The sequence below is a fragment of the Halohasta litorea genome, assembly GCF_024494645.1.
GTDB lineage: Archaea > Halobacteriota > Halobacteria > Halobacteriales > Haloferacaceae > Halohasta > Halohasta litorea.
Window position 1 is genome coordinate 138,954 of record NZ_JANHDJ010000007.1, and the last position, 12,386, is coordinate 151,339.

Annotated in this window: 13 protein-coding genes; 5 read left to right on the plus strand and 8 right to left on the minus strand. The window is 61.9% G+C overall.

Annotation, left to right across the window (positions count from 1 at the left end):
• Position 1 precedes the first annotated feature (1 nt).
• Both NO877_RS16260 and NO877_RS16265 read left to right on the plus strand, forming a co-directional pair.
• Positions 2-1,735 carry an excinuclease ABC subunit C gene (locus NO877_RS16260; protein ID WP_256397405.1) on the plus strand — a complete coding sequence of 578 codons (1,734 nt, stop codon included), beginning with the start codon at positions 2-4 and terminating at the stop codon, positions 1,733-1,735.
• 137 nt (positions 1,736-1,872) lie between these two features.
• The gene (locus NO877_RS16265; RefSeq protein ID WP_256397406.1) at positions 1,873-2,451 is read left to right on the plus strand and encodes an archaellin/type IV pilin N-terminal domain-containing protein; all 579 of its coding nucleotides are present in this window, start codon (positions 1,873-1,875) and stop codon (positions 2,449-2,451) included.
• 140 nt (positions 2,452-2,591) lie between these two features.
• Here NO877_RS16265 and mdh read toward each other — a convergent pair whose 3' ends face one another.
• Positions 2,592-3,506, minus strand: a complete 915-nt coding sequence (gene mdh, locus NO877_RS16270) for a malate dehydrogenase (protein WP_256397407.1) — start codon at positions 3,504-3,506, stop codon at positions 2,592-2,594.
• A gap of 102 nt (positions 3,507-3,608) precedes the next feature.
• Between mdh and NO877_RS16275 the strand changes: the two genes are divergently transcribed.
• Positions 3,609-4,232, plus strand: a complete 624-nt coding sequence (locus tag NO877_RS16275; protein WP_256397408.1) for an Sjogren's syndrome/scleroderma autoantigen 1 family protein — start codon at positions 3,609-3,611, stop codon at positions 4,230-4,232.
• Position 4,233: 1 nt separating this feature from the next.
• Here NO877_RS16275 and NO877_RS16280 read toward each other — a convergent pair whose 3' ends face one another.
• The 6 genes from NO877_RS16280 to serB form a co-directional block, all read right to left on the minus strand.
• A complete protein-coding gene (locus NO877_RS16280) occupies positions 4,234-4,503 on the minus strand; it encodes a hypothetical protein (protein ID WP_256397409.1) in 270 nt (89 codons plus the stop codon).
• Between the two features lie 135 nt (positions 4,504-4,638).
• The gene (locus NO877_RS16285) at positions 4,639-7,092 is read right to left on the minus strand and encodes a DEAD/DEAH box helicase (RefSeq protein ID WP_256397410.1); all 2,454 of its coding nucleotides are present in this window, start codon (positions 7,090-7,092) and stop codon (positions 4,639-4,641) included.
• A 33-nt stretch (positions 7,093-7,125) separates the two neighbouring features.
• Positions 7,126-7,305: a hypothetical protein gene (locus NO877_RS16290; protein ID WP_256397411.1), complete on the minus strand. Its 180-nt coding sequence runs from the start codon at positions 7,303-7,305 to the stop codon at positions 7,126-7,128.
• 26 nt (positions 7,306-7,331) lie between these two features.
• A complete protein-coding gene (locus NO877_RS16295) occupies positions 7,332-7,571 on the minus strand; it encodes a type II toxin-antitoxin system HicB family antitoxin (RefSeq protein ID WP_256397412.1) in 240 nt (79 codons plus the stop codon).
• Between the two features lie 60 nt (positions 7,572-7,631).
• On the minus strand, positions 7,632-8,441 hold the full coding sequence (locus NO877_RS16300) for a hypothetical protein (protein WP_256397413.1): 810 nt from the start codon (positions 8,439-8,441) through the stop codon (positions 7,632-7,634).
• 308 nt (positions 8,442-8,749) lie between these two features.
• On the minus strand, positions 8,750-9,403 hold the full coding sequence (gene serB, locus NO877_RS16305; RefSeq protein WP_256397414.1) for a phosphoserine phosphatase SerB: 654 nt from the start codon (positions 9,401-9,403) through the stop codon (positions 8,750-8,752).
• 222 nt (positions 9,404-9,625) lie between these two features.
• On the opposite strand from serB, the gene serA reads away from it, so the two are divergent.
• Both serA and NO877_RS16315 read left to right on the plus strand, forming a co-directional pair.
• On the plus strand, positions 9,626-11,212 hold the full coding sequence (gene serA / locus NO877_RS16310) for a phosphoglycerate dehydrogenase (RefSeq protein WP_256397415.1): 1,587 nt from the start codon (positions 9,626-9,628) through the stop codon (positions 11,210-11,212).
• A 122-nt stretch (positions 11,213-11,334) separates the two neighbouring features.
• Entirely contained in the window at positions 11,335-12,036 is a 702-nt protein-coding gene (locus NO877_RS16315) for a DUF502 domain-containing protein (RefSeq protein ID WP_256397416.1), read from the plus strand.
• A 27-nt stretch (positions 12,037-12,063) separates the two neighbouring features.
• Here NO877_RS16315 and NO877_RS16320 read toward each other — a convergent pair whose 3' ends face one another.
• Positions 12,064-12,258, minus strand: coding sequence for a DUF7563 family protein (locus NO877_RS16320; RefSeq protein WP_256397417.1), 195 nt, complete (start codon positions 12,256-12,258; stop codon positions 12,064-12,066).
• Positions 12,259-12,386 lie beyond the last annotated feature (128 nt).

The window sequence follows — 12,386 nt, forward strand, 5'->3', positions numbered from 1 at the left end:
AATGCAGCTCTCGACACTCCGTGATCGCGCCCGGTCGGCTCCTCGCGAGCCGGGCGTCTACCAGTTTTTCGACGGCGAGACCGTCCTCTACGTCGGGAAGGCCGTCGACATTCGCTCGCGGGTGGGCTCGTATGCCGACCCCCGAAGCGACCGTATCCGGCGGATGGTCCGGGCGGCCGACGGGCTGGAGTTCGCCGTCACCGACACCGAGACACAGGCGCTGTTGCTCGAAGCCAACCTCATCAAACGGCACCAACCGCGGTACAACGTCCGGCTGAAGGACGACAAATCCTACCCCCTCGTCCAGCTGACCGACCACCCGATCCCACGGATCGAGATTACGCGAGACCCCAACGACGCCGCCACCGTTTTCGGCCCGTTTACTGATAAGGGCCGGGTCGAGACGGTCGTGAAGGCGATCCGGGAGGTCTACGGGCTGCGTGGCTGTTCGGATCACAAGTACAGCGGCCGCGATCGGCCCTGTTTGGACTACGAGATGGGACTCTGCACCGCCCCCTGTACCGGCGAGATCGATCCCGAGAGCTACCGGGAGGACGTGGCGGCCGCAGTCCGGTTTTTCGAGGGCGAAACCGGGGTGCTTGCGGACCCACTCCGCCGGGAGATGGAGTCGGCCGCCCAACAGCAGGCCTTCGAGCGAGCCGCAAATCTCCGGGACCGCCTTGAGATCGTCGAGGCGTTCCACGGCGGCGGGGAGTCGGCGGTCTCGGGCCAGTCCCGGGAGCGCAGCGTCGACGTCCTCGGCGTCGCCATCGAGGGCGAACAGGCGACCGTCGCCCGGCTCCACAGCGAAGACGGCCAGCTGGTCGACCGCTCGCGGCACACGCTCGATGCGCCGGACGACGAGGAGCGCGTCCCGGCACTGCTATCGGCGTTTATCCCACAGTATTACGCCGAACGCGAGTTTCCCGACACCCTGCTGCTCTCCGAACGACCGACCGATTCGGAGGTCAGAGAGTGGCTGGACGCCGAGGGCATCGACGTCCGCGTGCCGGGGGCCGGTCGGGAGGCCAAGCTGGTCGATCTCGCACTGAAAAACGCCCGGCAGGGACCGGTTCGCGGCGACCCTCTTGGGCGGCTGGGTGACGAACTCGCGATCGGTCGGCCGGAACGGATCGAGGGGTTCGACGTGAGCCACTCCCAGGGCCGGGACGTGGTCGGCAGCAACGTCTGTTTCGTCGGCGGCAGCGCCGAAACGGGCGACTACCGCCGCAAGAAACTCACCGACCGCAACGACGACTACGCCAATATGTACGAGCTGGTCGAGTGGCGTGCTACTCGGGCCGTCGAGGGCCGGGACGACCGGCCCGACCCCGACCTCCTGCTCGTGGATGGCGGCGAGGGACAGCTCGCCGCGGCAGTCGACGCCCTGGAAGCGACCGGCTGGGATGTACCGGCGGTCGCCCTCGCCAAGGAGCGCGAACTCGTTGTCACCCCCGACCGCGTGTTCGACTGGCCGAGCGATGCCGCCCACCTCCACGTCTGCCAGCGTGTCCGCGATGAGGCCCACCGCTTTGCGGTCCAGTACCACCAGACGCTCCGCGACGAGGTTGCGACGGCCCTCGACGGGATACCGGGCGTCGGTCCACAGACGCGGAGTCGCCTCCTGGGTCGGTTCGGTAGCGTCGAGAACGTCCGCAACGCTTCAGTTGCGGATCTCACAGATGTCGACGGTATCGGTGAAAAAACGGCCGCAGCGATCAGCGATCGGCTCTAACGACAGACAGCCGTACTGATAGATGGTATGAAAATACAACCCTATCTCATTATCAGAATGGATATCTGATTGATTAGTTTTATTTAACATCATTATTTCACGTTACACGAAGTCGACAGCGGAAACCCCAGAAAACAATGTTCACAGACGAGACAGACAGAGGCCAAGTTGGGATTGGAACACTGATCGTGTTCATCGCGATGGTCCTCGTGGCGGCGATTGCAGCAGGCGTACTAATTAATACGGCCGGACTGCTCCAGACGCAGGCCGAAGCGACCGGCGAAGAGTCCGCACAGCAGGTCGCCGACCGGCTCCAGATCCAGAGTGCGACCGGCGTGGTCGAGGGAAGCGGTAACGACGCATCGATCAGCGGGATCAACCTCACCGTAACCAAAGCACCGGGTGCCGAAGACATCCAGCTCGAAAACGTGACCTACGAGTTCGTCAGCGAGGACGAAGTCGTCTCGGGTGTCGTCAACGGGACGAATAGCGGCAGTAGTATCGGTGTCATTACCGCTGATACGTCGGAGGATACGGTCATCACCGACCGAAGTGACCGTTATCTCGTCAACTTCACCACCGCTGATATTTTCGCCGAGGAACCAACCGGCGGCGATCGGATCAGAGTAACGCTCACCACCGCAGCCGGTGCCTCGACGGTCACCGAGCTCCGCGTCCCTGACTCGATTATCGACCGCAGCGCAGTCACGCTCTAAGCGAGCTTCAATCCGTTTTTTTATTGCAGCACAGTCCGTCGGCGAGTCAGTTGACTCTCCGTGGGCATCGATATCGGTGAACTGGCCGTCAGAGCCGGTCAGTGTCGGCGATATTCGTTGTCACCGACCGGTGTGACTAGCTACCTGATTCGGCCGTACTGGTCGGTGAGCTTCTCGGCGGCCTCGGCCAGCAGATCGGTTTCGTAGGCATCGAGCTCCCAGTCGACGATCGCTTCGACCCCATCCGAGCCGAGTTTGGCCGGAACACCCAGCGCGGTATCATTATGCCCGAACTCGCCGTCGAGAGCGACCGAACAGGGCAGCACCTCGCCGGTATCGTTCAAGATTGCGTCAACGGTGTGGGCGACGCCGGTGGCAGGCCCCCACTCGGTGGCACCCTTGCGCTCGATGACATCCATGGCGGACTCCTGGAGATCGCCGAGGATTTCTTCCCGCTCGTCGTCGCTAAATGCGGGATCGCGGCCATCGACCCGGACCTTCGAGAAGACCGGGACCTGGGCGTCGCCGTGTTCGCCCAGAATGGTCGCCTCGACGTTCTGCACCGGAGTATCGAACCGCTGGCTCAACACGTACCGGAACCGCGCCGAGTCGAGCCGTCCGCCGAAGCCGATCACGTGCTCCCGTGGCCGGTCGCCCGTCTCGTAGAGGTGGCGATTGAGCAGGTCGACCGGGTTCGAGGTGGTGACGGTGATGAAGTCGTCGTTGTACTCCGCCAGCGAGCTACTGATGTCCTCCATGATCGGGGCATTGTCCTCGGCGAGATCGAGCCGGGTGTCGCCGGGCGACCGGGGGATGCCCGCCGTGATGACGACGACATCCGAGCCCGCCGTCTCGGCGTAGTCACCCTGCCGGACGACCGTATTCGAGTCGTAGGCGATGCCGTGGTTGGTGTCGGCGGCCTGGCCGACTGTCGTATCCTCCATATCGGGGATGTCGACGAAGACGAGCTCGTCGACGATGTCCCGCAGCGCGAGGTTGTACCCCGTGGCCGCACCAACCGTGCCTGCCGCACCGACAATGCTCACTTTTGCCATGGGTAAAGGTGACGTGGAGGGATTCCCTGTAACTTTCGGTCACCGGCAGTCGACGACGACCGAGCCGCTGTATTTTTCCACTGCAGGCCCCTCTCGTCGTCCATGAGCGACTTCGACAAGGAAGCCGAACGCGAGAAGCTTCGGAAGAAGTTCGCCGACGACGAGGAGAAACGGGCCAGCACCCAGCGGATGAGCGAGCTCCTCTTGAAAGGCGCGACGATGACGAACAAACACTGCAGCCGGTGTAGTGACCCGCTGTTCCGCTACGACGGCCAGACGTTCTGTCCGTCCTGCCAGGCCGAGGGGGCCGCGGTCGACCCGCAGGCCGAAGCCAACGGTGCAGAGCCGGCCCCCGAAGGAGCCAGCGAGGAACAGCCAGCCGACCCACAGGACCACGAGACGCGGGGATCGGCCGAACCAAGCCAACCGACACAGCCACAGGCCGGGCAGTCGGCCCAACCGCAGACAGGGGAGTCGGCGCGGCCGCAGGCTGGGTCGTCGGAGCCGATCTCGTCAGTCACCGGTCGGCAAAACAAAACGGGGCCAACAGGAGTCGAGACCCGACCGGACGCGTCGGCGGGTGATCTCACCGAGGCCAGAGGGTCGCTGACCCGGACGGTGACTCGGTTCGCGCGGGCCGCCGAAGAGACCGACGATCCGCGCCGGGCCCGCGAGCTGTTGGCCGCCGCCCGCGAGGCTGCCGCGACGCTGGCGGAACTCGAGTAGGCTACAGTCTGAGGACCGTGCGTTCCCGCTCTTCGGTTGGTTCCGGTTCGGGCTCCGGCTCCGAGGTTTCGACGGGAGTCATCGAGGCGGCGGAGAACTTCCGGCTGGCAACGGAGATGAGCCAGTCGGGGTCTTCGACGTCCTGTTCGTGTTGTGGGGGCCCGTAGAGGCAGTCGGTCGCGCTGGCCGACAGCTCGTGTTGTGGCTCGCCGTAGCGAGCCACGTCGACACCGACAACATCGAAGGGGGAAGTGGGGGGTTGTATTCGCATGGTGGTGTCATACGGACGACGCTCACTGCTGCGCCGACCCGTAGAGTATCCACCACAAGACGGCCAGCGGGTTTATAGTATATTTTTTTCCAACCATCTACATCTGAAAGGATGTGAGAAAGCGACTGATCGACCTCAAGAATACTCGCTTCCAACGATATCACGGACCGTATCCGCCGTTACCTCGCCAACTCCTGTTACGTCACGTAACTCCTCCTTTCGGGCCGTCATGACGGCCTCGACCGTCCCGAAGTGATCCAACAGCGCCCGAGCCGTCACGGGGCCGATATCCGCGATCGAACTCACGACGTACTCCTGTTGTTCGGCCCGGGTTTTGGCCTGCTTCTCACCGTGGACCGAGACGGCCCGCTCGCGGGTCTGCTGTTCGCGGTTGGCGAGGGTCTCCAGGAGATCGGCGGTCTCGCTTTCCCCGTCGGTCCGCAGGACGCTGGCGTTGAAGTCGACCGCGAGACTGGCGATTGCTCCCCTGATGGCGTTGGGGTGGACGTTCCGCTCGCCGTAGAGGTCCTCGCCCTCGATAATCACGATCGGGCGGCTGTAGTTGCGGGTGAGGTCGCCGATCTGCTCGAACATCGAACGGTCGCCGCCGGTGAGGGTATCCAGGAAGTCCGCCACCGACTTGCGCTCGACGGCAACCCGGTCGGAGAGCACGTAGTCGCCCACGGCGAGCGTTTCGAGTCGGGTGGTGATCCCCTCGCGCGTCGAGAGGTCGCGGGCGATCGTCGAGTCAAGTTCCCGCTGGTCGGCGACGATCTCGACGGTCTCTTCGTCGTCACTGGTAGCGGTGGCGACGATCCCGTCGTCGTCCGGGTCGGTGTCGACCGGCTCCTCGTCGTCCTCATGGTCGGCTTCGGCGGTCCCGTAATCGGTCAGGCCGGGCTGGTCGTCGCCCGACTGGTCGGGGTCGGCTGTGACCCCTTCAGTGCCGCCGTTCGTCGCAGCCGTGGCGGTGGCTGACTCGCTTTCGGTCGCGGGAGCCTCGCCGTCGAACTGGTCGAGCGCCGACTGCGGGGCCTCCAGTTCCTCTTCGACCTCCTCGGCGACGCCTTTCAGTTTGCGGAGTTCGGACTCCATTTCCTTCTCGCGGCGGCGGGAGATCCAGAAATAGGCCTCGTCGCGGGTGTCGTTCGCCAGGAGGACGACCACGCGGCCCGAGTCCTGTCGGCCGGTTCGGCCTTTGCGCTGAATGGAGCGGATCGCCGTGGGAACCGGCTCGTAGAACAAGACGAGGTCGACTTCCGGCACGTCGAGGCCCTCTTCGGCGACAGAGGTCGAGACGAGGACTTCGAACTCGCCGTTGCGGAAGGCATCCAGGGTCTCTTTCTGTTCGGTCTGGGTCATCCCGTCGGAGCCCTCCTTGTCACCCTGGCCGACGAACCGCCGGACGTGGAAGTTCTGGCTCAGGAAGTCGGTGAGGGCTTCGGCGGTGTCGCGGGACTCGGTGAAGACAATCACGCGGTCGCCGTCGTTGATGCCGAGGGTTTCGGCCAGCAGGATGCGGGTCTGTGAGAACTTGGGATGGAGGCCGTCGTAGCGTTCGGCCGCACGCATCGCCTCCTGGACCTTCGGCTCGGCGATCAGTCGCTGGCTGGCCTTCGAGGCCCCGGAGCTTCGGGCGGCGTTCTTCTGGCGTTCGAAGTACCTGCGGACGGATTCGACGCTCTGGGTCTCGACGAGGGTGACCGCCCGCCGGAGTTTCATGATCTCGGCGTGGACCGACATTCCCTGATACCCCTCGGATTGGTCGTTGTTGATCAGCTGGCGGAGCTCCGCACCGATCTTGTTGAGCTGTTTCTGGGAGATGTCGGGACTCGTCGCCTTCGTGACGCCCAGCTCGCGGAGTTTTTCGAGGCGGTCTTCTATCACCTCGTTGATCCCGTCCCGCATCGCGAGGATTTCGTCGGGGAGGTCGATCCGCTTCCACTCGATGTCGGTCTCGTAGGTGTAGTCGTCGACGTCGGCGTCCTCGTCGGTCATCACCTCGACGGTGTCGAGCCCTAAGTTCTCACAGATGATCTGGATGTCCTCCTTGGTGCCGCCGGGGGAGGCGCTCATCGCCGTGACCAAGGGCTTGCGGGCGTCGGCGTGGTAGCGTTCGGCGATGTAGACGTAGGCGTAGTCGCCGGTGCCGCGGTGGCACTCGTCGAAGGTGAGGTGGGTCACGTCCGCGAGGGAAATTCGATTGCCGACCAGATCGTTTTCGACGACCTGCGGCGTGGCGATGACGACCGTCGACGACTCCCAGAGTTCGGCACGGTCGTCGGGGCGGACCTCGCCGGTGAAGACGACGATCTCGTCGTCGGGGATGGTGAGTGCGTCGCGGTAGAACTCGGCCTGCTGTTCGACCAGCGGTTTCGTGGGGGCGAGGAAGAGCGATTTGCCGCCGACGTCCTGGAGTCGTTCGGCAGTGACCAGCAGGCTCACGGTCGTCTTGCCAAGGCCGGTGGGGAGACAGACCAGCGTGTTGCCGTTGCGGGCGGTGCCCGCCAGTTGGATCTGGTAGAGTCGACGCTCGATGAACTCGGGGGTGAGCAAGGGGTGGTCGACGTAGGCGTCGGACTCGGCCATTTGCCGATCATTGGCCGCAACGGGGTTTAAGAGTTACCGGAAATCGAGAGGTGAGTCGACCGGCTGAGCAGCCGCGCCCTCGGCGGACTGAAAGGGCGAGACGATCTCGGCGACTCCCGGCGACGCAAGCACCGCAGGCCGGAGGCCGAGGAGCGCAGCGAGCCGCGGGAGCCGAGAGCGTCGAGGGCTTTCAAAATCACGACTCCTACTCAACTGTTGATTTATATACTACTGATTAGTCATTGCATGAAATCGGGGAGGGGTTTGTCGTCGATATCGTCAGGATCGAGGCCGAGTTCTTCGAGGAACGCGTCTTCGATTGGCTCGCCCTCACCTTGGTGGAGTGCAACTGCCTCGTCGAGCATTTCTAACGCCTCCTCTCGGGTGTTGCCACAACTCGCCACCCCGAGGTCCTCGTCGACTGCAGACCACCCACCTTCTACTTCCTCTATCAGGGTGATCTTGCGCGTGCCGGTCATCAGGTGCAGGAATGGGTGAATCGAGAATAAGCGTTCGGGCGGTAGATGTCGACTACGATACTATGGTTCGGAAACCACCCAACGACCCATCCTAATGCGGTTTATAACTTGATATAGAACCGTCGCAATCTGCCTTCGCCAACCCTGCTTTTTTGCTTCTGCCCAAACCCATCCATCATCCTCGTCAATGTCAAGATCGACTGAAAGCGGTCGTGCTGACTCGGCTTCTACGATCAATTTAATTCTCGCATCGGACCAATCAGCATTTTGAATATCTTCTTCTTTAAGATTTGTAGATGTCTTTGCAATGTCATTAGTTACGCTCTTCGAGATATCCTCGAACGTTGCTTCAAATGGTTTGTCAACTGCGGAGTGCCACTTGCTTTCTTTTCCAGTCTCAACGAACCGACGGCCGCCACTGACGACGTTTGGCTTTAGCTTTTTATTTCGCCCCTGTCGAAACACCTCCAGTTTTTGGGAACCGCCTGCTGGAATAGTCGTTTGATACCGCTGTTTCTCGTCATTCACAATTAAATCGTCTTTCGTGGTGAGCCAGTGTGTCGGCGTCTGAGACCGAATAACACGCTCTCCTTTCGGAATTCGCATGCTGAGAGTTCCTTCACAGTTCTTCGCGGCTTTCGTTCCGATATTTTCGATTTTGAATCGATGCGAGTATCTCGTGTTGCCATTGGTGGCATCAACAATCGGAACTCGGCCGGATTCAGAGATAATCAAATGTGGGGAATGAAGCCAAGCCCACAACCCATAAGCAATTATTGCGGCTAGAATCGATGGAAAAAGAGTTTCAGTGATGGATAACACGACACCAGTCAGGAAATCTGGGAGTACAATGAGGAAAGGAAGCGGCATTATGTTCTTCTTAGGTCTGAATTATATCAAAATATCGAACACAGATTTGTTAGTGAAGATGGTCCAAACTGATCAGCGGTAGATATGGTATCAGAGTAGCCAATCCGCGAATTCAGAATAGACGTTTTCGACCGGCCACAAAGCCAACCATTGACACACAGTGGTCGATTTCGACTGCAATATTTGCCCCATGTCAATCACCCCGCCAACGTCCCCAAAATCCCATAAACCACCCAAACACCGCTAAACACGCTTCTCACGGATTAATCAGAAAAAGCGAATGGATCGCGCAGACGAAACAGAGGGGTTCAGTCGTCGACCGCAGCCGCCAGCACGCCACGACTCTCAAGCAGCGTTCCGAGATCGGCCATCGTCGACACCACTTCGTCACACGACGGCTCGACAGCCGGTTTCGGCTCGAAGCCGACCGCCAGCCCCGCGACCTCCAACATCGGCAGGTCGTTCGCGCCGTCGCCGACCGCGATGGTGTCGGCCATCTCGACGCCAAGCTCGCCCGCCAGTTCCTCCAGCTGGTCGTCCTTCGTCCCCTCGATCAGCGGCCCTTCGACCTCGCCGGTGAGTTCGCCATCCGCGATGGGCAGGCGGTTCGAGACGATCCGGTCGACGCTGGTCCCATCGGCCTCCAGGGCGCGCTGGACACCGCGTTCAAACCCGCCGGTGAAGATGGCGACCGTGTGGCCCGCCTCGCGCAGGCGGTCGATGAGGGTGGCTGCGTCGGGCCGAAGCTCGACCTCGCTGTAGGCGTCCTCGGCTTCGTCCTCGCTCAGTCCGGCCAGGAGCTCCGCGCGGCTCCGCAGGCTCTCGGCGTAGCTGAGTTCGTTGTTCATCGCCCGCTCGGTAATGTCGGCCATCTCGTCGGCCACACCGAGCCGCTGGCCGAGCAGGACGGTCATCTCCGAGTTCGACAGGGTGCCATCGAAATCGAACGCAATGAGGCTCATTGGAGGCCCTTTTTCGGCAGGGAATGAAAAACACCCGTTTTAGGGTTCGGTGCCCACCCCTTGTTTTGACGACTAATCGACACGAGTGACAAAACGATTATAAATACGAGATCGTGAATATGTTGCAGCTGTCAGTCCGGGTTTACAAGTGTGGTAATACATACCGATGAATAGCGAGTCGCTGTGGAAACGCTTAACCAACCGCCGTGGAATCCTACAGCTATGAAGGTACTCGTCACGGATCCGATCGACGATGCGGGGCTCGATCGGCTGCGTGAAGCAGGCTACGAGGTCGAAACGAACTACGAAGCAGCGGGCGACGACCTGCTCGAGGCGGTCGCCGACGCCAACGCGCTGATCGTCCGCTCGGGCACCGACGTCAACGAGGCAGTCTTCGAGGCCGCCGAGGATCTCGTCATCGTCGGCCGCGCGGGCATCGGCGTCGACAACATCGACATCGAGGCCGCCACCGACCACGGCGTGATCGTCGCCAACGCCCCGGAAGGCAACGTCCGGGCCGCCGCCGAACACACCGTCGCAATGGCCTTTGCGGGCGCTCGCTGGATCCCGCAGGCCCACACCCGCCTGAAAGACGGCGAGTGGGCCAAGTCGGACTATCTCGGCTACGAGGTCAACAACAAGACGCTGGGCATCATCGGCCTCGGCCGCGTCGGCCAGGAGGTCGCCAAACGGCTCGACGGGCTCGGGATGGATCTGGTCGTTTTCGATCCCTACATCTCCGAGGAGCGGGCCGCCCAGTTCGGCGCGGAGCTCATCGACGACCTCGATGACTGTCTCGAAGCCTCGGACTTCGTGACGATCCACACGCCGCTGCTGCCGGAGACCGAGAACATGATCGGCGAAGAGGAACTCGCCCTGCTTGAGGACGGCTTCCTCATCAACTGTGCCCGCGGCGGCATCGTCGACGAGGCAGCCCTCGCCGACGCTGTCGAAAACGGCCCGATGGCCGGCGCCGCCCTCGACGTCTTCGCCGAGGAGCCACTCAGCGCGGACTCGCCGCTCCTGGATGTCGACGAGATCGTCGTCACCCCGCACCTCGGAGCCTCCACTGAAGCCGCCCAGGAGAACGTCGCCGTCGACACCGCCGACCAGGTCGTCGCCGCGCTCAACGACCAGCCGGTCCTGAACGCGCTCAACGCGCCGTCGGTCGACGAGACCGCCTTCCCGCGGATCGAACCGTATCTCGGACTCAGCGAAACCGCAGGCAAGATCGCCGCCCAACTGCTGGGCGAGCGCATCTCCTCGGTCGAGGTCCACTACGAGGGCGACATCGCCAACGAGGACGTCGATCTGGTCACCGCCAGCGCGCTCAAAGGCGTCTTCAAACCACTCGAATGGCAGGTCAACGCGGTCAACGCACCGCGACTCGCCGAAGAGCGCGGCATCGAGGTCACCGAGTCGAAAACCGTCCAGACCGAGGACTTCCAGAGCCTCGTCACCGTCAAAGTCGAAGACGGCGACACGTCGCTGACGGTCTCGGGGACCCTGTTCGCTGGCGACGATCCGCGGATCGTCCGCATCGACGGCTACCGCGTCGACGCGATTCCGTACGGCCACATGCTGGTCGCCCGCAACAAGGACAAACCCGGCGTCATCGGCCTCATCGGCTCGGTGCTCGGCGAGAACGACATCAACATCGCGGGGATGTTCAACGCCCGCGAGACCATCGGCGGCGAGGCGCTGACCGTCTACAATCTGGACGTCGACGTGCCCGACGAAGTGCTCGAAGAGCTACTGGCCGACGACCGGATCATCGAACTCAAAACGATCACCCTCAACGGACAGTAGTAGTCACTACTGGGTTGGTGGCCACGTGCTGTTGGAACGAACCCAGTTGGTCAGTATATAGGCAACAGGCGGTTTTTCAGTTTGTCAAACGTATAAGACCCTCCACGCCGAACTGTTCATAAATGTCTACGTGGAAACGCGATATTGCCAGTGGACTCGTAGTGCTGCTTCCACTCGGGATTCTTCTCTTTGTCGTCAACTGGCTGTACGTCCGGATTATCGGACTCCCGCTGATCAGTAACCTCGATTTCGCAGAGCTCGGGGTCCCCGACAGCCTCGTCCCGGTCACGCGGATTCTCGTCGCGCTCGCGCTCATCGTCACCCTCATCCTCGCAGTCGGCTACCTGATGCGGACGACCGCAGGCCGGGTCTTCGAGGCGACGATCGATGACACGATCAACCGGGTGCCGGGGCTGCGAGTGGTCTACAATGCCTCCAAACTCGCGGTCGAAACCGCGCTGTCGGGCACCGACGACCTCCAACAGCCCGTCAGGCTCGAAATCTGGGACGGCATTCGAATGACTGCTTTTAAAACCGGCAAACGGACCGACGACGGCAAGGTCGTGCTGTTCATGCCAACTGCTCCGAACATCACCACCGGCTTTGTCATGGAAGTCGACCCCGAGCGCATCGAAGATACTGGCGAGAAAGTCGAGGAGGCACTGACCCGCGTGCTGAGCGCCGGGTTCGCCGAGTCGGCCCACCAGATCCCCGTCGAAGAGGAACCCAACCCGGCGGCCACCGACGACGACACTCGGACGACCGTCACAACGAATACGACCGACCAGTCGAGTGGCGACCAGTCGGCATCAACCGACGATTAAGCCGAGCGACGGTTCGGATCGATGGGATCACTGCGAAGGCTGTGAGGCCCCACCGTCGCGCAGATCACGGCCGGTCGAACAGCTCATACAGCCGTAGACCGAGCCGTCGTTCGCGCCGAACACACGGACGAACTGTTTGGTGACGTACTCGCCGCAGTTCTCACACGTCCGCTGCTGGGACTGGTGCGATTCAGCCGTTGTCTGTGTATGGAGAACGTCCATGGAAGGCCACGAGAAGCATATCTGCTTTGTTATGAGTTCCATACGACTGTCTCGATAGCTGTTAAAGACGTCCTACTAGTCAGTGTCCGTGTTGGAACCATCGTGAACGAGACTGACCGGAGCGAATT